The 18,702-nt window shown below is 67.6% G+C and carries 13 protein-coding genes and 1 pseudogene; 7 read left to right on the top strand and 7 right to left on the bottom strand.

The features are described 5' to 3' along the window. Nucleotides 1-2: 2 nt before the first annotated feature. The 4 genes from HMPREF2924_RS33040 to kynR form a co-directional block, all read right to left on the bottom strand. Nucleotides 3-512, bottom strand: coding sequence for an aromatic-ring-hydroxylating dioxygenase subunit beta (locus HMPREF2924_RS33040; RefSeq protein ID WP_003088783.1), 510 nt, complete (start codon nt 510-512; stop codon nt 3-5). A gap of 27 nt (nt 513-539) precedes the next feature. Beyond that, on the bottom strand, nt 540-2,372 hold the full coding sequence (gene asnB, locus HMPREF2924_RS33035; protein WP_003128651.1) for an asparagine synthase (glutamine-hydrolyzing): 1,833 nt from the start codon (nt 2,370-2,372) through the stop codon (nt 540-542). 87 nt (nt 2,373-2,459) lie between these two features. Next, nucleotides 2,460-3,734, bottom strand: coding sequence for an aromatic ring-hydroxylating oxygenase subunit alpha (locus tag HMPREF2924_RS33030; protein ID WP_003128652.1), 1,275 nt, complete (start codon nt 3,732-3,734; stop codon nt 2,460-2,462). Between the two features lie 201 nt (nt 3,735-3,935). After that, nucleotides 3,936-4,412: a kynurenine pathway transcriptional regulator KynR gene (gene kynR / locus HMPREF2924_RS33025; RefSeq protein ID WP_003088777.1), complete on the bottom strand. Its 477-nt coding sequence runs from the start codon at nt 4,410-4,412 to the stop codon at nt 3,936-3,938. A 132-nt stretch (nt 4,413-4,544) separates the two neighbouring features. Here kynR and kynB point away from each other — a divergent pair, with 132 nt between their 5' ends. The 5 genes from kynB (at nt 4,545) to HMPREF2924_RS33000 (ending at nt 12,106) form a co-directional block, all read left to right on the top strand. Next, a complete protein-coding gene (kynB, locus tag HMPREF2924_RS33020; RefSeq protein WP_003128654.1) occupies nt 4,545-5,186 on the top strand; it encodes a kynurenine formamidase KynB in 642 nt (213 codons plus the stop codon). A gap of 3 nt (nt 5,187-5,189) precedes the next feature. Further along, nucleotides 5,190-6,440: a kynureninase gene (gene kynU / locus HMPREF2924_RS33015; RefSeq protein WP_003128656.1), complete on the top strand. Its 1,251-nt coding sequence runs from the start codon at nt 5,190-5,192 to the stop codon at nt 6,438-6,440. A 155-nt stretch (nt 6,441-6,595) separates the two neighbouring features. After that, nucleotides 6,596-8,002 (top strand): amino acid permease, encoded by a 1,407-nt coding sequence (locus tag HMPREF2924_RS33010; RefSeq protein ID WP_003088769.1) that lies wholly within the window; start codon nt 6,596-6,598, stop codon nt 8,000-8,002. 285 nt (nt 8,003-8,287) lie between these two features. Continuing rightward, nucleotides 8,288-10,162: a (7S,10S)-hydroperoxide diol synthase gene (locus HMPREF2924_RS33005; protein WP_003128659.1), complete on the top strand. Its 1,875-nt coding sequence runs from the start codon at nt 8,288-8,290 to the stop codon at nt 10,160-10,162. A 39-nt stretch (nt 10,163-10,201) separates the two neighbouring features. Then, complete coding sequence (locus tag HMPREF2924_RS33000) at nt 10,202-12,106, top strand: 10S-dioxygenase (protein WP_003128661.1); 1,905 nt, start codon at nt 10,202-10,204, stop codon at nt 12,104-12,106. 40 nt (nt 12,107-12,146) lie between these two features. Here HMPREF2924_RS33000 and HMPREF2924_RS32995 read toward each other — a convergent pair whose 3' ends face one another. Then, on the bottom strand, nt 12,147-13,049 hold the full coding sequence (locus tag HMPREF2924_RS32995; protein ID WP_003128663.1) for a LysR family transcriptional regulator: 903 nt from the start codon (nt 13,047-13,049) through the stop codon (nt 12,147-12,149). Between the two features lie 513 nt (nt 13,050-13,562). On the opposite strand from HMPREF2924_RS32995, the gene HMPREF2924_RS32990 reads away from it, so the two are divergent. Both HMPREF2924_RS32990 and HMPREF2924_RS32985 read left to right on the top strand, forming a co-directional pair. Further along, nucleotides 13,563-13,772, top strand: a complete 210-nt coding sequence (locus tag HMPREF2924_RS32990) for a hypothetical protein (protein ID WP_003088759.1) — start codon at nt 13,563-13,565, stop codon at nt 13,770-13,772. Between the two features lie 176 nt (nt 13,773-13,948). Continuing rightward, nucleotides 13,949-15,610, top strand: coding sequence for a hypothetical protein (locus HMPREF2924_RS32985; protein WP_003128665.1), 1,662 nt, complete (start codon nt 13,949-13,951; stop codon nt 15,608-15,610). Between the two features lie 28 nt (nt 15,611-15,638). Here the strand turns inward: HMPREF2924_RS32985 and HMPREF2924_RS36135 are convergent. Then, nucleotides 15,639-15,842 (bottom strand): annotated as a pseudogene (locus HMPREF2924_RS36135) (nitrilase-related carbon-nitrogen hydrolase); the annotation flags it as partial. A 159-nt stretch (nt 15,843-16,001) separates the two neighbouring features. Continuing rightward, entirely contained in the window at nt 16,002-18,596 is a 2,595-nt protein-coding gene (locus tag HMPREF2924_RS32980; RefSeq protein ID WP_003128667.1) for a bifunctional diguanylate cyclase/phosphodiesterase, read from the bottom strand. Nucleotides 18,597-18,702 lie beyond the last annotated feature (106 nt).

Below are 18,702 nucleotides of genomic sequence, written 5' to 3'. Positions count from 1 at the left end.
CCTCACAGGATGATGCTGATGCGCCGCTGGGCGCTGATGGTCTCGTGGTCCAGGCGGATCTCCCGCGAGACGATGCGCAAGCCCTCCGGACCGTCGCGCAGGACATGGCTGGCTTCGCCGACGAAGTTCCAGGCCTCGCGGTTGCGGAACTGATGGACGACGAAGTTGCTGCGGCTGCTGACCAGTTCGCCCTCGACCCGCTTCAGCCGCACGTTGCCCACCAGGCGGCGGGTGCGCGAGCGCGGCTGCTCCATCCAGGTATGCCCGCCGAGGATGCTGTCGACCCGCTCGCGCAGACGCACGTGGTCGTCGTCGATGATGTACAGGCTGTCCTCCGGCGCCTGGCCGGCCAGTTGCTCCTGCAAGGGCAGCACCCGGTAGCGTGCGGCGCGCTCGAACAGGGCGAACCAGGTATCCAGCAGGCGGTCGTCGAGCAGCTCGGCTTCGGCGACGAGGAAATCGCTGACCCGCGCCAGCAGGTCGCTGTCGGGACGGGACAAGGCAAGGCTCATGAGTATCCTCCGGGAAGAAAGTGCCGCTCAGAGGCTGATGTCGACCCCGTGGCGGGTCAGCCAGCGGTCCAGGTTCAGCAGGTAGGCCAGGCCGGCGGTCGGGCTCGCCGAGGCACGCGGGCTGGGCAGCGGCGTGCCCTGTTCGAGGGCCTGGCGGACCCGCCCGGCGTCCACCAGTTCGAACAGCGGCGAGCGGCCGTCGGCGAGCAGGCGGCCGACCCGCTCGCGCAGCAGCGCCAGGTAACGTGGGTCGGGGTTGGCCGGGAAACCGCTCTTGCGCCGCTCCAGGATCGCCTGCGGCAGGTGCCCGCGCAGGGCCCGGCGCAACAGGCTCTTGCTTTCCCCGGCGACGCTCTTCAGCGCCCAGGGCAGGTTCCATACGTACTCCACCAGGCGGTGGTCGCAGAACGGCACGCGCACTTCCAGGCCGACCGCCATGCTCATCCGGTCCTTGCGTTCGAGCATCGCCGGCAGCCAGCGGCTCAGCGCCAGGTAGGCGACCTCGCGCTGGCGCCGCTGGGCGGCATCCTCGCCATCCAGTCGCGGCACTTCGGCGAGGGCCTCGCGGTAGCGCGCCCGGATGTATTCCGGCGCCGCCACCCGTTCGGCGACCTCCCGCCGCAGCAGTTGCCAGGGCCCGCTCTTGCCGGCCAGCCAGGGGAAGCCGTCGTATGCGAGGGCGCTCGGGTCGTGGAAGAACGGGTAGCCGCCGAACACCTCGTCGGCCGACTCGCCCGACAGTGCCACCGTGGTGTGCTCGCGGACCTGGCGGAACAGCAGGTAGAGCGAGGCGTCCAGCTCGCCCCAGCCGGGCAGGTCGCGGGCCTGGAGCACCGCCTCGTCCTGTTCCAGCACCTCTTCCGGGGCGACCAGCACGGTACGGTGCGGCGTACCGAGGAAGTTCGCCGCCAGCTGCGCATAGGGTTCGTCCCAGCTGCTTTGCCAGGGCGTCGGGACGAAGCCGCGGCCTTCGCCGGGGAAGTCCACGGAGAAGGTCGGCAGGCGCCGCGCGTCGCCATCCAGCGCGGCCACCGCGAAGGCGCTGATGGCGCTGGAGTCGAGCCCGCCGGAAAGCAGGCTGCCCAGCGGGACGTCGGCCACCAGCTGCTCGGCCACTGCCTCGCGGAGCAACTGGCCGGCGCGTTCGGCGCTGTCCTCGGCGCCCTCTTCGTGACGTTCCGCGCGCAGCGCCCAGTAGACCAGCTCGCGCACACCATTGCGGTCGAAGCGCAGCGCCTGGCCCGGCCGGACCTGGCGCAGGCCCTTGTACAGGCCGTGGCCGGGAGTCGGCGCGGTGGTCAGGGCGAACAGCTCGGCGATGCCGCTGGCGTCGAGCACCGGGTTGGCCTCGGGGTTGGCGAAGATCGCCTTGGGTTCCGAGGCGAACAGCACGCCTCCGGCGGTCGGGTAGTAGTACAGCGGCTTGACCCCGAAGCGATCGCGCACCAGCCACAGGCTCTGCTCGCGCTCGTCCCACAGGGCGAAGCCGTAGATGCCGCGGAGCCGGGCGAAGGAAGCCTCGCCCCATTGCAGATAGGCGCGCAGCACCACCTCGGTGTCCGAGCGGGTACGGAAGACCTGGCCCAGCGTCTCCAGCTCGGCGCGCAGCTCGCGGAAGTTGTAGACCTCGCCGCTGTAGGTCAGCGCCACCCGCCCGCCAGCCTCGGCAAGCATCGGCTGGGCGCCGTTCTCCAGGTCGATGATCGCCAGGCGCCGATGGCCGAGCAGCGCGTGCCGCGACAGCCACAGGCCTTCGGCGTCCGGCCCGCGCGGGGCCAGGGTACGGGTCATGCGTTCGAGGATGCTGCGCTGCTCGCCGAGGTCGCGGCTCCAGTCGGTCCAGCCGGTGATTCCACACATGGATGACGTTCCTTGCAGTGACCCTTTATTCCCCGCGTAGCCAGGGCGGCGCGCAGGGATCTGCAGGGAGCGATGGTTGAAGACGGCTCAGACGGCCACGGCGAGACGCCGCAGGGCGGCGGGCTGCTGCCCGAGCCGGCGGCTCCATTCGCGCCAGAAGCCGCGGTTCTGTTCCTCGTCGACGTGGCGGCGGGTTGCCGGTCCCATGCCACGGGAGAAATCGCTGTAGCCGAGGGCGGCGTGGGCGTAGGCGCGCTGACAGGATTCGAGGATCTCGACGTCGTCGGGGGTGCCGAAACCGCCCGGGCCGATGAACGAGATCAACCCATTGATCCGCGCCGCCCGCTCCTCGCGGGTCTCATCGGCGAAGCCGGCGCCCCATACGGTGACGCTGACCTCATCGGCGGCGGTCGGGAAGAACGAGCGGATGTTCAGGCCGAGGATGTCGTTGATCACCAGGTTGGGAAAGATGAACAGGCTTTTGTTGGTGTGGGCGATGTCCTCTGCCCGCGCCTGCCCGAAGCGTTCCACCAGGCGTTCGAACTTGGCGGCGATGGACGGCTTGAGCGCTTCCGGGAACAACGGGCTCCAGTAGGCGATCGGCCGTCCGGTGGACGGCGGGCCGCTGATGATCAGCGCGTGGCCGTTGCCCAGCGCCTCGCCGCGACCGTGGCGCTTGTGCGACTCCGGATCGGTGCCGAGGCTATTCAGGTATTCCAGGTAGCGCTTGTGGGCGAACGGCAGGTGGTAGGCGTCCACGCCGTTTTCCGCGAGCAGCTTCCAGTTGGCCTTGATCGAATGCTCGAAGCCGCCGGGGATGATCTCCAGTTCCGCCTCGGACTGGTCGCAGATCAGGTCGATGTAGTCCTTCGCCTGGCCCAGGTAGGTTTCCAGGGACGCTTGCCGGGCGCCGTAGTGGATGAACAGGAAGTTGCGGTAGACCGCGTGTTTCACCCGTGTCAGGGACAGCTCCGGATGGCATTGCCCGGCGTGTTGGTAGGCGGCCTTGTCCGGCAGGCCGATCAGGCTGCCGTGGCTGTCGTAGGTCCAGCCATGGTAGGGACAGGTGAAACGCTGGCTGTTGCCCTGGCGCTCGGCGCAGACCTTGGCCCCACGGTGCGCGCAGGCGTTCAGGTAGACCGCCGGCTCGCCATCGGCGCGACGCTGGATGATCAGGTTGCGCCCGCCGACGTCGCGGGTGATGAAGTCGCCGGGCTCGCGCAGCTCGCTGAGGTGGGCGGCATACAGCCAGCTGTCGTCGAATATCTCGTGCAGTTCGCGCCGGTGCAGTTCCGCGGAAACATAGGCCTGGCGCCTGACCCGGAAGTAACTTGCGTCGTCGGTCTCGATATATTCACTCACCGCCTAACCTCCGTGTAACGTTGACAACCCGGCAACGGGGACGGAGGAAACCTAGCACGGGGAAAATCAATTCCGGCAGACTATTTATTCATTAGCTAATAACTCGTAACCCCATGAAAAAAGACAAAATAATTATTTCCCTCGGCGACTGAAAATTCGTCCCTCTCATTGCACTCATGCTTTTATGAGGGGTCGCCCCGTTCAACTCTTCAGGTTCACCAGGTCGAGCAGGTCGGCACCGGCCTTGATCTCCTGCAGGACGATTTCCGAGCGGATGTCGGTGACGCCGGCGGCGCGGTTCAGCTTGTTCACGATGAAGTCCGAATAGTGCTTGAGGTTGCGCGCCCGGACCCGTAGCACATAGTTGGTGGCGCCGGTCACCACATAGGCGGTGACTACCTCCGGCCAGTCCCGGACCCTGGCGATGAACGCCTCGTGCCAACCCTCGACGTCCTGGCGCAGCGACACATGGACGATGGCTTCCAGCTCCACGCCCAGTCGCTCGGCATCCAGTTCCACCGAGTAGCCGCGGATGATCCCCTCGCTTTCCAGCAGGCGCAGCCGGCGCAGGCAGGCGGATGGCGAGAGGGAGACCTTCTCCGCCAGGTCCTGGTTGCTCATCCGCCCGTCCTGCTGCAGGTGACGGAGAATGCGCAGATCGATGGCGTCCAGGGACATGTGCAGTTCCTATCAGAATTAATAGCTATCTTCGAATTTTATGCGAATAGATTGCCATGCGACCTTGCATTTCGCACGAAAATTCTCCGAAATCTCGTTCATTATCATTCGCTGGATTTCCGGAGAAAAACAATGACTTCGCTCCGCTACTGGGACATCAGTCCCGCCCTCGATCCGAGCACGCCGACCTGGCCCGGCGACACGCCGTTCCAGCAGGAATGGGCGGCGCGGCTGGACCAGCAGTGCCCGGTCAACGTCGGCCGGATCACCCTTTCGCCGCATACCGGCGCCCACGTCGACGGCCCCCTGCACTACCGCGCCGACGGCCTGCCCATCGGCCAGGTGCCGCTGGACGTCTACATGGGACCGTGCCGGGTGATCCACTGCATCGGCGCTAACCCGCTGGTGACCCCCGAACACCTCGCCGGCCAGCTCGACGACCTGCCCTCGCGGGTGCTGCTGCGGACCTTCGAACGGGTCCCGGCGAACTGGCCGGAAGGCTTCTGCGCTATCGCTCCGGCCACCATCGAGTGCCTCGCCGAGCGCGGCGTCAGGCTGGTCGGCATCGACACCCCGTCGCTCGACCCCCAGCACTCCAAGACCCTCGACGCCCACCACGCGGTGGGCCGCCACGGCATGGCGATCCTCGAAGGCGTGGTCCTCGACGACGTGCCCGCCGGCGACTACGAACTGCTCGCCCTGCCGCTGAAATTCACCCACCTCGATGCCAGCCCGGTGCGTGCCGTGCTGCGCGCCCTGCCTACCGCGGAGTAACCGATGACCACTCGTGACGACTGCCTGGCGCTCGACGCCGGCGATCCCCTGGCCGACCTGCGCCAACTGTTCGCCCTGCCCGACGGCGTGATCTACCTCGACGGCAACTCCCTCGGCGCCCGCCCCCGGGCCGCCGTGGAGCGCGCCGCCGAAGTGGTCGCCGCGGAATGGGGCGAGGGCCTCATCCGCAGCTGGAACAGCGCCGACTGGCGCGGCCTGCCGGAGCGCCTCGGCGACAAGCTGGCGCCCCTGATCGGCGCGCGCGCTGGCGAAGTGGTGATCACCGACACCACCTCGATCAACCTGTTCAAGGTGCTCAGCGCCGCCCTGCGGATCCAGGAGGAAGAAGCGCCAGGGCGCAAGGTGATCGTTTCCGAATCGAGCAACTTCCCCACTGATCTGTACATCGCCGAGGGCCTTACCGACATGCTCCAGCGCGGCTACCGGCTGCGCCTGGTGGATGACCCGGAGCAATTGCCGGCGGCGATCGACGCGGATACCGCGGTGGTGATGCTCAGCCATGTCAACTACAAGACCGGCTACCTGCACGACATGCGCGAGGTCACCCGCCTGGTCCACGAAAACGGCGCCCTGGCGATCTGGGACCTGGCCCACTCGGCCGGCGCGCTGCCGCTGGACCTGCACGCGGCCGAGGCCGACTACGCCATCGGCTGCACCTACAAGTACCTCAACGGCGGCCCCGGCTCGCCGGCCTACGTGTGGGTCGCGCCGCGCCTGCGCGAGCGTGTCTGGCAACCGCTGTCCGGCTGGTTCGGTCATTCTCGCCAGTTCGCCATGGAGCCGCGCTACCAGCCCGGCGAAGGCATCACCCGGTTCCTCTGCGGCACCCAGCCGATCACCTCGCTGGCCCTGGTCGAATGCGGCCTGGATATCTTCGCCCGGACCGACATGCAGCGCCTGCGCGACAAGTCGCTGGCCCTCGCCGACCTGTTCATCGAATTGGTGGAAAGCCGTTGCGAACGCTTCGGCCTGACCCTGGTGACCCCGCGCGAGCATGCCCGGCGCGGCAGCCATGTCAGCTTCGAGCATGCCCAGGGCTACGCCATCGTCCAGGCCCTGATCGACCGCGGGGTAATCGGCGACTACCGCGAGCCGGGCATCCTGCGCTTCGGCTTCACCCCGCTGTACACCCGCTTCGTCGAGGTCTGGGATGCGGTGCAGGCGTTGCTGGAAATCCTCCAGAGCGAAGCCTGGAAAGAGCCGCGCTACCAGGTCCGGCACAAGGTGACCTGAGCCCCGCTCGCGCGGGCCGCGCCGGTATTCCCGGGGCGGCCCACGAACACCCACCGCTCTCGCGCACAGGAGCCCGCGACCGGCACCCGCACATCGCCACCGACGTTCCCTCGGCAATTCATAAGAACCCCAATAAGATTCCAGAGGACATCCAGATGAACGACCCCCAGGGCTTCGAGGCCATCTCGCGCCGCGAACAGGGCCTGCAACGGCGGCTCTCGGCCGCGCAGATGAGCATGATCGCCATCGGCGGCGCCATCGGCACCGGCCTGTTCATGGGCAGCGCCTTCGCCATCGGTTTCGCCGGCCCCAGCGTCCTGCTCAGCTATGCCATCGGCGCGCTGATCACCCTGCTGCTGATGGGCTGCCTGGCGGAAATGACCGTGGCCCATGCCACCCCCGGCTCGTTCGGCGCCTTCGCCGAGCACTACGTCGGCCCGCTGGCCGGGTTCCTGGTGCGCTACGCCTATTGGGCGGCCATCGTCCTGGCGGTGGGCACCGAGGTCACGGCGGTGGCCATGTACATGAAGTACTGGTTCGCCGGTATCCCGGAATGGGTCTGGATCATCTCCTTCTCGACCCTGCTGATCGGCCTGAACGCCAGCAGCGTGAAAGCCTTCGGCAACTTCGAATACTGCTTCTCGACACTGAAGATCGCCGCCATCGTCGCCTTCATCCTGCTCGGCGCCTACCTGGTGTTCGGCTCCGCCAACCCGGCCTACGGCGTGCACAACTACAGCGCCCACGGCGGCTTCTTCCCGCACGGCCTGAAAGGCATGTGGATCGCCGTGGTGGTGTCGATCTTCAGCTATCTCAGCGTGGAGATGATCGCGGTCGCCGCCGCCGAGGCCGAGCATCCGGAACAGGCGGTGAAGTCGGCGTTCCGCTCGACCATCGTGCGCCTGGTGGTGTTCTACCTGCTGACCCTGGCGCTGATGCTCGCCATCGTCCCCTGGGACCAGGCCGGGCAGAGCCAGAGCCCGTTCGTCACGGTGATGCAGGCGATCGGCCTGCCCGGCGCGACCGGCGTGATGAACTTCGTGGTGCTGGTGGCCGCGTTGTCGGCGATGAACAGCCAGCTCTACATCACCACCCGGATGATGTTCAGCCTGTCGCGCGCGGGGCACGCGCCGAAGGGCCTCGGCGAACTGAGCCGCCAGGGCGTGCCGCTGAACGCGCTGCTGCTGTCGAGCGTCGGTATCGCCCTGGCGACCCTGCTCAACCTGGTCTACCCCGAGCAGTCCTTCACCCTGATGATGGCGGTGTCGATGTTCGGCGCCCTCTTCACCTGGCTGATGATCTTCTTCACCCACCTCTGCTTCCGTCGCCACCGCGCCCGCCACGGCGGCGCGCCGCTGGCCTTCCGCATGCGCCTGGCGCCCTGGTCGACATTGCTCGGCCTGGCGCTGATGGCGGCGATCCTGGTCACCACCTTCTTCACCGAGGCGTTCCGCATGACCCTGGTCTTCGGCGTACCGTTCCTCGCGCTGCTCAGCGCACTCTACCTGGTCTTCGTCCGCAAGCCCGGCAGGGATTGTCCGATAGAGCGGGCAACGCCCTAGGCGCTCTCCGCCCTGCGAACCTGGCGCGCAGGGCGAAGCCCGACCGGCGCGCCCTTTCCGGACCGGACGGTTCCGTTCCCCATACCTTTTCCGTCGCACAAAAAGCATTACCCGCCGGCCGCCGCGACTCCGTAGCGTAGTGCCCAACCGGACGTTCCGGCCCGCGGCGCGCCGCGGCCGGCGCGCTCCCGTCAGGGACGAAGTGGCGGCACGCCCAGCCATCGAGCGCACTGCATCGCTCTGCCCTGTGGGGACGCAGACGTCGTCAGCCATGAGGGGAACACGATGCATCCGACCTTTTCGCGGGTCCTGCTGGCCGCCGCGCTGGCCAGCGCCGGCAGCCCTGCCGTCGCCACCGAAATCCAGCTCGAGCAAGGCTGGAACGCCGAGCAACGCGCCTCCTGGTACGACGCCTCGCTCGGTTCGCGGCTGCTGCCGCTGGCCTGGGCCCAGGCGCTGGAGCGTCCGGACAGCGAGGAGCGCCTGTTCTCCGAAGACAACGCCCGGCGCCTCGGCTTTCCCCTGCGCAACTGGCAAGGCGGCGAACTGCGCCTGCCGCGCGGCTTCGCCCTCGACCAGCAGGACGACAGCCAGTTCTCCGACACCCGCCTGCGCTGGAAAGCCCGCCAGTCGTCCAGCGAACCCTGGGTCGGGCTGAATTGCGCCGGCTGCCACTCCACCGACATCAGTTACCGCGGCAGCGAACTGACCGTCGACGCCGGCGCCACCCTGGCCAACGTCCAGGCGATCTTCGACGAAGTGCTCGCCGCGCTGCGCCGCACCAGCGACGACGGCGACAAGTTCGCGCGCTTCGCCGGCAACGTCCTCGGCAGCGAGGACAGCCCGGCCAACCGCGACCTGCTGAAGGCCGCCCTGGCCAAGCGCGCGGCGCTGATCGACACCCTGCTGAGCATGTCCGCCACCGACCTGCAACCCGGCCCGGGGCGCCTCGACGCCACCGGCCAGTCACTCAACCGCGCGGCGATCAACTCTGGCGCCCGTCACCTGCAAGCGAACCCGACCGACGCGCCGACCAGCTTCCCGGCACTGTGGCACACGTTGCAGATGGACAAGCTGCAATCCAGCGGATTCGTGCCCAACGTCAAGGTCCTCGACCTCAACGGCCAGGTCTTCGACCTCGGCTACCTGGCCGGCGACATCGGCGTGGTCCAGGGCGACTACGGCGACGTGGTCAGCCATCCGCTGTCCGGCCTGGAGGGCTACATCTCGAGCATCCGCGTGGACAACCTGACCCGTGTCGAGGGCCTGATCCACAAGCTCAAGGCGCCGGCCTGGCCGAGCCAGCTGTTCGGCGCCCCGGACAGCGCCAGGCTGGCCCAGGGCAAGCGCCTCTACGAGGAGAACTGCGCGGCCTGCCATGCGAGCATCGGCCGCGACGACCTGCAAACCCCGATCAAGGTCCGCCAGGTGCGCCTGAAGGCCCATGGCGACGACGCGCCGATCGGCACCGACCCGTGGATGGCCTGCAACACCTTCACCTTCAGCAGCCCCAGCGGCAACTACTTCGGCCTGTTCCGACCGTCCCTCGGCACCCCCAGCGGCGTCGGCATCGTCGGGCGGACTTCGAAGATCGCCGACATGCAGGTCCCCGAGGTGTTCCAGATCATGCTCGGCAAGAAAGGCCAGCTGGCCGACGGCATCGCCGAGATCATCCACGCCATCGTCACCGGGCAGCAGACCCTGCCCGGCTCCGACAGCCTGCAAGCGCTTCCCACCGGGCAACTGCTGCTGGCCGGCGGCGACCCGGCCGGCAGCCAGGCGCAGAGCCTCGCCGCCGGCGAAGTCCCCGCCGACAAGAGTGCGCGCAAGGACTACTGCCTGAACACCGAGCATCCGTTCCTCGGCTACATCGCTCGCCCGCTGAACGGCATCTGGGCCACCGCGCCCTACCTGCACAACGGTTCGGTGCCGTCGCTGTACGACCTGCTGCTGCCCCAGGAGCAACGGCCGACCACCTTCTACACCGGCAGCCACGAGTTCGATCCGAGCCGGGTCGGCTACCTCACCGGGCCCGGCCCGGACAACGCCTTCCTCTTCGACACCCACCTGGAAGGCAACTCCAACGCCGGCCACGACTTCGCCCGCGAGTACGACGAAAGCCAGCGCCTGGCGCTGCTCGAATACCTCAAGACCCTGTGAGCCGGCCCCGCCCACATGCCCAATAGAGAGAACCGCCCGATGACCCTATCGCGACTCAGCCTTGCCATCCTTTCCGTCCTCGCCGGTGCCCCGGCATTCGCCGACGACAGCGGCGTCGACCTCGACCAGGGCTGGAACCAGACCCAGAAGACCGCCTGGCTGGAAGCCGGCCAGGGCTCGCGGATGCTGCCGCTGGCCTGGCTGGTGGCGCTGGAGCAGCGCGCCAGCGAAGAACCGCTGATGTCCGACGCGCTGATCCGCCAGTACGGCTATGTCCCGCACACCCTCGGCGGTTCCAGCGTGAAGGTGGTGCAGGGCTACGCGGTCGACCGCAGCGACGACAGCGACCTGACCTTCACCAAGCTGCGCTGGAAAGCCCTGCAGGGCTCCAGGGAACCCTGGGTCGGACCGACCTGCAGCATGTGCCACACCTCGCACATCAGCTATCAGGGCACCCAGTTGACCGTCTACGGCGGGCAGACCATGGGCGACCTCGCCGGCTTCCAGCTGGAGATCCTCGGCGCCCTGCAGAGCACCCGCGCCGACACCGCCAAGTTCGAGCGCTTCGCCCGCAAGGTGCTCGGCGCCGACGGCCTGGTCAGCGGCTACAACGACGCCAACAAGGCGCGCCTGCAAGCAGCCCTGGACGCCACCATCGTGCGCCTGCGCGACGGCTCGCACTTCAACCTGCCGCACGATCCCGAGTTCGGCCCGGGCCGCCTGGACGCCATCGGTTCGATCTTCAACTCGGTGGGCTACGAACTGCACGCCGACGAGCAGATCTACGGCGCCGAGGACGCCCCCGTGAGCTATCCGTTCCTGTGGAACGTACCGCAGCTGGACCGCGTGCAGTGGACCGGCTTCAACCCGAACCACATCAACGTGGTCGACATCGACAACCGCAAGTTCGACGTCGGCGCCCTGGCGCGCAACGCCGGCGAGGCGGTCGGGGTATTCGCCGACGTCAAGGTGCTCAGCCCGATCCAGTCGGCGCTGCACATCGGCTACCCGTCGAGCATCAACGTCGACAACCTGATCCGCATCGAAGACCAGCTCGGCCAACTGAAGCCGCCGGCCTGGCCGAACCAGCTGTTCGGCGCCCCGGAGCCGACCAGGGTCGCCGAGGGCCGCGAGCTGTACCGGCAACATTGCTCCAGTTGCCACACGCCGCTGGACCGCAACGACCTGCGGACCCCGGTGAAGACCGTGCTCACCCACCTGCAGGCGCGCGGCGAGGTCGCGCCGATCGGTACCGACCCGTGGACCGCCTGCAACAGCATCGCCCAGCTGAAGACCGGCTACGTGCGCGGCAAGCCCTACCTGTCCTTCGTCGGCACCGGCCAGCGCGGTTTCTACGGCAAGCAGGCCTATGCGGTGGACGTGCTCCAGGAAGTGGTGGTCCAGGCCCTGGCCGCGCGCGGCCTGAGCGTCGCCCTGGGTGCCTTCCAGACCGCCGCCCTGGGCATCTTCGACGGGCAGTTGCCGCCGCTGATCAGTCCGGTGCCGGACAGCCCCGACGCCGACAGCGCCGAAGCGACCGCCGCGGACGCGCCAGGCGCCCTGCTCCTGGCCGAAAACGTCGCGGCCGGCAGCGACAAGGCCCAGCGCCTGGAGCAGTGCCTGGCGATGACCAGCGACCTGATGGCCTACAAGGCGCGCCCGCTGAACGGTATCTGGGCCAGCCCGCCCTACCTGCACAACGGCTCGGTGGCGACCCTCTACGACCTGCTGCTGCCGCCGGACCTGCGGCCGCGGACCTTCTATACCGGCAGCGTCGAGTTCGACCCGGTCAACGTCGGCTACATCACCGATGCCGGCGGCGCCAACCGCTTCCTCTTCGACAGCGGCAAGCCGGGCAACGCCAATGGCGGCCACGACTACGGCAACGCGCAGTTCAACGAGCAGCAGCGCCGCGCCCTGGTCGAGTACATGAAGACCCTCTGAAGCCCCTTGCGCGGCCGGCGCTCCCGGCCGCCTCCCTCCCTCAACCGGCGGCGACCCGCCGCGCGGTCTCGACGAAGCATTCGAACTGGGCGTCGCTGGCGCGAAGCCGCGAAGTCGGCGACACCGCCAGCCCCACCGGCAGGCGGAAACCTTCGTTGACCGCCGCCGGCAAGGCGGTGAAGGCCACCCCCGGATAGGCGAACTTGGTCAGCGACAACGGCAGGAAGGCGAAGCCGTCGCCGCTGGCGACCTGGGCCAGGAGAATGCTCAGGTCGTTCGGCCGCACGCTGCGCCGGGGCGCGAAGGCGGCGGCATCCATCGCATCGTTCATGAACTGGCTGTAGGCGGGAAACAGCGAGTCCTTCGGTACCAGCAGCGGCTCGCCGATCAGGTCGTTCAGCGACCAGTCGGGCGCCAGTCGCCGGTGCAGGGTTTCCGACAGGGCGATGACGTGCTCGTAGCTGCCGATCTCCATCAGCTCGTATTCGCGCACCACCTTCGGCGGCGCGCCGATGATCGCCGCGTCCAGGGACGACTCGCGGACCAGGCTGAGCAGGTCCAGCGATGGCGCCCAGGATGGCGAAACGGCGCTGCACACCCGCGCTTCCTTCAACTGCCGGGCCAGCTCGCCGGACCAGCCGGGATCGAGGTAGCGGCTGAAACCGATGTGCAACTGGCGGTCGTCGCCGTCGCCGATGTCGCGGGTCAGCGCCTTGGCCTCGGCGATGATCTTCACCGCGCGGCAATGCACCACCCTGCCCACCTCGGTCAGGCTCACCCCGGCCGGACCGCGGACGAACAGCGCCTCGCCGATGTGCACTTCGAGCGCCTGGATCTGCCGCGACAGCGACGGCTGCGAAACGTGCAGCACCTCGGCGGCCTGGCCGATGCTGCCGTACTCGGCGACACAGGCGAAATACATCAGCTGGCGCAGCGAAGGCATCGCCTTCGACCAGTTGATGATCGGGAAACTGGCATCGGTCACGGACATTGCGTACATACCCCTCGCTGGCAACACGGGTCGGATCGGCACGGGCAGGGAAACCCCGGGACGGCGCGACGAACGACCGCCGGCAGCCTGCTTCCGAAAGCCGTTTCGCGGCAGAAGAACGAAAGATAGGTAGCGGAGATGACAGGAAGCGCGACGTTCGGGGCCGGGACGCTCTTCATGGGCGGCGTCTTGTTCCCGCGCCGCCAGTATAGCCAGGCGGCATGGGGAACTGGCCATGCGGCACGGCACGGCCGCGGGCCACCCTCGCCGTTCGGATAGGTCCCCTTGCCAGGTCGGTCCGAAGCTGCCAGGGACCGTCGCAAGCGCTGCGCCGTGGGCACCGGCCACGAACTCAGACCACCTCGTCGGCAGCGGCTGAACCGCTTCGTCTTTTCGTGAACCGCTTCCGTGTCGGCGGAGCGCCAGGGGGTCTACGCTGAGTTTTTCAGGATCAGGAGTACCGCCATGCTGGATCACGACCTGACTGTCGCCCTGCTCTGCCGTCTCAACCAGAACCAGAGTGCCCTCGGCATGGCCCTGGAGGAGCTGGCGATCTGGGCGAAGCGCCATGAAGGCGGCGAAACCTACGATGTCGTCATGAACCACCTGCAGACCCTGGAGCGCAATGCCGACTTCGTCGCCGAGGCCATCGTCGTCCTGATGGCGGATCGCTGAAGCGCGCCGGACCCGTACGAGCGGACGAGCCTGCGCGGTGCCCTGGGCACGGTGCGTAGTAAAATCTTCAAGATTTTTCTTACAAGGCAATAGGACTCGTCCAAGTTACCTCGCCCATAGCTCCCGGTACCCTCGCCCGTTACACCTTCCAAGCACCAACGGGATCTCCAGGGCTTATGCTTCTTCGAACCATCAGTGTGGAAACTGCCGAGCAGACGGAACTGAATGCGGCCTTGTTGTGTGGTTTCGCCATTCCCGCCAGCGACCGCAACTTCATCGCCTACAGCCTCAACGAACAGGTCGACGAAACCGATTCGCGCGTCTACATCGCCTCCCTGTTCAAGACCGACGACGGCTTCCGCCTGGGCCGCCTCGACACCGACGAGGCCTGCGAGGCGGCCATCCAGGTGTTCCGCCAGCTCGTCCGCGAAGCCACCACCGGCAACCGCCGGACCAGCGACCTGGCCTACCACCTCATCGACCTGCAGGACGCGGCCATCGCCCCCTCGCGGCGGGAAGAACACCGCTCCCTGGTGCTCGAGCGCGAGTGGGTGATGAAGCTCGTCACCTTCGAGTCCCCCCATGGCTACGGCCCCGCCCTGGATGGCGAGGAACCCTGCGCGGACGTCCCGCCGCTCGTCCATGAGGCCCTTTTCGAAGACGCCGCTCCCGATGTCTTCGCCGCGGACGATGCGGACGAGGCCACGGACGGGCCGGCGGAGCCCATCGACGAGCCCGAGGCGGCGGAAGACGAAACCGTCACCGAGGCCGGCTGCGCCGAGCCCGAGCCGCGGCCGGAGGCGGAAACGGCAGCACCCGAGGGTCGGGCGCCAGCCGAGTTCGCGACGAAAGCGGAGCAGTCCGCCAAGGTAGCGGATGCCGAGGCCATCGGCGCCTTCGTCGACAACGCCAGTCATCTTCGCGAGGAGCTTGCCGACCTGGCGCAGCTGCTCCACCCCGCGCTGCACGCCGCCGACGCCACGGGCAGCGCCAACCTTCCGTCTCCAGACGCCGCCGAGGAATCCTCCATGCCCCCGAGCCCCTCCCCCCTCGCCGCACCCGCGCCGGAACCGGTATCGGCCAGGGTCCCCAGCCTGTCGCTGCGCCTCCGGGTGCCGCCCGCACGCCTGGCCGGCGCCGAGGGCGAGGCCGACGCCAGAGAGGCGCCCACCCAGGCCGCCGCCGTCATTCGCCAACCCGAGGATGAAGCCCACGTGGATACGGATACCGCGCTCGATATCGGCAACGATACCGAGCATCTGCTACAGGACGTGCAGGGCACCCTGGCCGACCTCGCCGGCATGGCCCAGCAACTGAGCCAGCAGAAGCAGGAAGCGCTCAAGCAGCAGGAGTCGCTGGAGTCGCTCCAGACGCAATTGCACGAGAAGGAGCGGCAATTGCAGGAAAAGGAAAAGCAGCTCCGCCAGTGGCACAAGCGCCTGCAGGACGACCGCCAGGCACTGGAGCGGGAAACCGAGCAAAGCAACCGTCTCCTGGCCGAGCGCAGCGCGGCCCTGCAACAACTCGCGGAAAGCGTCGAAGCCCGCGAGCGCAGCAGCGCGCGGCGAGCCGAGGTACTGCAGATCGAGCAGGAACGCCTCGAAGAGTTGCGCAGCCAGCAGAACCTGCGCCAGGCCGAACTGGAAAAGCGCGAAGCCAGCGTCCAGCAGCGCAGCCTGGAACTCGGCGAGCGCTTCAAGAAGCTGGAAAGCGCCCGCGAGAAGCTGGCGCAGATCGTCAAGGGTTTCAACGAGACCGTACAGTTCAATACCGCTCTGCACGCCATCAGTCATACCGGGTTGAAACGCCAGGAAGAGAGCGCAGCCGAACTGGAATAAGGTTCTCCTCCGGCAAAAGGGCGCGGCGCCGATACTGGCCCGCGCCCTTTTTCATTCGCCCAGCCGCGCCCGGCCGCTCGCCCTCGGGACGCGGTGCCGCCGGCCAGTTCACCGGTGCGCAGAGCAGTTGTGCGCCGGACAGCGCCGGCAGGCGCACCCATTCGGGAAACTCCAGGTCGTAGCAGACCATCACCGCGATTCGCCCGAAGCGGGTGGCGACCACCGGCGCTGGCCCTGGCACAAGGCCATGGGAAGGACGGAGTGTCGGCAAGCGAAGACGGGAAGGGAATCAGTCAGGTCAAATAATCAGTTGAGCATTCTCTGAACCATACGCAGGGCGTTCGCTGAACCGAGGGCCGCTGAGGCTCCGCGTGGTCTCTTCTGCCCCCGCTCAAGGGCGGCGCGCAGCATGGCCCTCGGCGGAAACCTGTGGCGCCTGGGTCTGCCCCGCCTCGCGCGCCAGCAGGTCGCGCAGGCCCTGCGCATCCAGCGGCCGGCTGAGCAGGAATCCTTGCAGTTCGTGGCATTGCTCGTCGCGCAGGATATGCATCTGCCCTTCGGTCTCCACCCCCTCGGCGGTGACCCGCAGGTTCAGGGCGTTGCCGAGATTGATGATGGCCTGCACGATCGAACGGTCGCGCCCGGTCTTCTCCATGCTGGCGACGAAGCGCTTGTCGATCTTGATGCTGTCGAAGGGATAGGTGCGCAGGTAGCCGAGCGAGGAATAGCCGGTACCGAAGTCGTCCATGTTGAGGCGGACGCCCAGTTCCTTGAGGGCCGTCATGGTCCGCAGCGCGCCGTCGACATCGTTGAGCATGACGTTCTCGGTCACCTCCAGCTCTAGCCGGCGGGCATCCAGGTGGGCCAGGCGCAGCGCCTCGCGCACCTGCCAGACGATATCGCCGGTCATGAACTGCGCCGGCGACACGTTCACCGAGACCATCACCTCGCCCGGCCAGGAGGCGGCGGTGGCGCAAGCCTCGCGCAGCACCCAGTTGCCGATCTGCACGATCAGGTCGCTTTCTTCCGCCAGGCCGATGAACTCGTCCGGGCCGATCAGCCCGCGGTGCGGATGGTTCCAGCGGATCAACGCCTCCGCCGAGGCGATCGTCTGTTCCTGCGCCAGGAAGCGCGGCTGGTAGTACAACTCGAACTCGCCGTTCTGCAAGGCGGCGCGCAACTCGGTCTCGCGCAGCTTCTTCTCGGCGAGATGGGAGTCCATCGCTTCCAAGTAGAAACGCCAGGTATTGCGCCCCGCGGCCTTGGCCTCGTACATCGCCACGTCGGCGCAACGCAGCAGGCCGCGCGGATCGCCGCCGTGCTCCGGCGCCAGGGCCACGCCGATGCTGGCGCCGACATGGAAGCTGTGCCCTTCGTAGGCGATCTCGCGGTTGATCACGTCGATCAGCCGGCTACAGAACTTCTCGATTTCCAGCTTCGACGACACGTGGGTACTGACCACCACGAACTCGTCGCCGCCGAGCCGGGCAACCATGTCCTGGTCGCGGGTCGAGGCGCGCAGCCGTTCGGCGATGGCGTAGAGCACCGCATCGCCGGCGGGATGGCCATGCTGGTCGTTGATCGGCTTGAAGCGGTCGAGGTCGAGCATCAGTACCGCTACCGGCGACTTGCCAGCCTTTTCCGCCAGCAGGCGTTCGAGGAACTGGAACAGCTTGTTGCGGTTCGGCAGGCCGGTCAGGGCATCGTGCAGGGACAAATGCTGGATCTTCGCATGGGCTTCGACTTCGTCGGTGATGTCGGCCGCCGTGCCGCGATAGCCGCTGGCGACGCCGTTGCGGATCGCGCTGGCGCTCAGCTTGCCGACCCGCGCCTGGCCCTGGCTGTCGCGGAAAGCGCAGACCAGGCTGGACGGCGCACCGGCATCGGGCAGCCCTTCCAGCCACTTGACGATGTTCACCGTATCGCTATCCAGCAACTCGTCCAGCCGCCGCCCGATCCAGGCCTCCGGCTGGTAGCCGGTGACGTCGCGGAAGCGCACGGAGAGATAGGTGAAGACGAAATGCCCGTCGACTTCCCAGATCCAGTCCGAGGCCGCCTCGGCTATCGACTTGAAACGTTCCTCGCTGGCCAGCAGGGCCTGGTTGCTGCGTTTCAGGACCTTCTGCTGGCGATCCACCGCGCGAGCGTTGAGCACGGCGCTGCGGCTCAGCCAGAACAGCAGCCCGGCGGCGAGCACGAAGATTCCCAGCAGCGGCAACGCGGTCTCCCGCAGCATGGCGCTACCCGGACGCGACGACACCCAGGCCAGGCGATGGGGAGTGCCCTCCAGGGCAAGGCTTTCCTTGTCGCCCGCCGCGCCGCCGGCCAGCAGGTGCAGGTTGGCGATGCCGTAGTCGCCGCCGAGCTTGGCCAGCTTCGCCGGGGTCAGCCGGTCGACGAAGACCATCACCGAGGCCTTGTCCAGGTCGATGGGCGCATGATCGCTGGTGGGCTTGATCGCCGAAGCGACCAGGATCGCCGGTGCGCCGTCGAAGTCGACGTAGCGGCTGATCGCCGCCTCGTCCACCGCGGCACGGCGGGCGGCGCTGAGGATGTCTCCGGCATCGGCGCCCAGCGAGTCGGCCAGCGAGCGCTCGGACAGCTCGCCCTCGAGCATGGCGTAGCGAGTGCCACGGTCGTCGATGACGAAGACGCCGTCGTAGCCGTTGGTGGTGTAGAGCACCGAGCCGAGGTTGTTCTTGGTAAAGGCCCAGTCCACGTCGACCCGGTTTCCCAGATAGACGTAGGCGTCGGTCCAGAACGAATAGGTGGTGGAGAACTGCTCGGAATTTTCCCGGCGATTCTGCAGCGCCTTTTCCACGTAGAAATGGCTCTGCTCGATGGCGATGTCGTCCTGCTGCCTGGCGATGTGCAGGATCGCCCAGCCGCATGCACCGAGGGCGAGGAAAAGGGCGGCCAGGAACATTAGGAGATGCTTGGAGACCTGGGAGACTGCGGTACCGCTGGCAATCGCTGAAGCAAGCATCGATTCGCCATCCTTGTGACCGTATAGGTGCGGGCCTTGGTCACTGTCTTATAGTTAAGCATCCAGGGGGCGTCAAAAAACCCGCTTGGCAAGCGCATCGGCGCCG

It is taken from the genome of Pseudomonas sp. HMSC063H08 (assembly GCF_001813645.1).
GTDB lineage: Bacteria > Pseudomonadota > Gammaproteobacteria > Pseudomonadales > Pseudomonadaceae > Pseudomonas > Pseudomonas aeruginosa.
Note: the sequence above shows the minus strand (reverse complement) of the source record. Positions and strands in the feature narration are given on the sequence as shown.

Excerpts from the sequence above, each read along its gene's own strand:
- HMPREF2924_RS33040 (WP_003088783.1), bottom strand. The coding sequence starts at position 512 with ATGAGCCTTGCCTTGTCCCGTCCCGACAGCGACCTGCTGGCGCGGGTC.
- asnB (WP_003128651.1), bottom strand. The coding sequence starts at position 2,372 with ATGTGTGGAATCACCGGCTGGACCGACTGGAGCCGCGACCTCGGCGAG.
- kynR (WP_003088777.1), bottom strand. The coding sequence starts at position 4,412 with ATGTCCCTGGACGCCATCGATCTGCGCATTCTCCGTCACCTGCAGCAG.
- kynB (WP_003128654.1), top strand. The coding sequence starts at position 4,545 with ATGACTTCGCTCCGCTACTGGGACATCAGTCCCGCCCTCGATCCGAGC.
- kynU (WP_003128656.1), top strand. The coding sequence starts at position 5,190 with ATGACCACTCGTGACGACTGCCTGGCGCTCGACGCCGGCGATCCCCTG.
- HMPREF2924_RS33010 (WP_003088769.1), top strand. The coding sequence starts at position 6,596 with ATGAACGACCCCCAGGGCTTCGAGGCCATCTCGCGCCGCGAACAGGGC.
- HMPREF2924_RS33005 (WP_003128659.1), top strand. The coding sequence starts at position 8,288 with ATGCATCCGACCTTTTCGCGGGTCCTGCTGGCCGCCGCGCTGGCCAGC.
- HMPREF2924_RS33000 (WP_003128661.1), top strand. The coding sequence starts at position 10,202 with ATGACCCTATCGCGACTCAGCCTTGCCATCCTTTCCGTCCTCGCCGGT.
- HMPREF2924_RS32995 (WP_003128663.1), bottom strand. The coding sequence starts at position 13,049 with ATGCCTTCGCTGCGCCAGCTGATGTATTTCGCCTGTGTCGCCGAGTAC.
- HMPREF2924_RS32990 (WP_003088759.1), top strand. The coding sequence starts at position 13,563 with ATGCTGGATCACGACCTGACTGTCGCCCTGCTCTGCCGTCTCAACCAG.
- HMPREF2924_RS32985 (WP_003128665.1), top strand. The coding sequence starts at position 13,949 with ATGCTTCTTCGAACCATCAGTGTGGAAACTGCCGAGCAGACGGAACTG.
- HMPREF2924_RS32980 (WP_003128667.1), bottom strand. The coding sequence starts at position 18,596 with ATGCTTGCTTCAGCGATTGCCAGCGGTACCGCAGTCTCCCAGGTCTCC.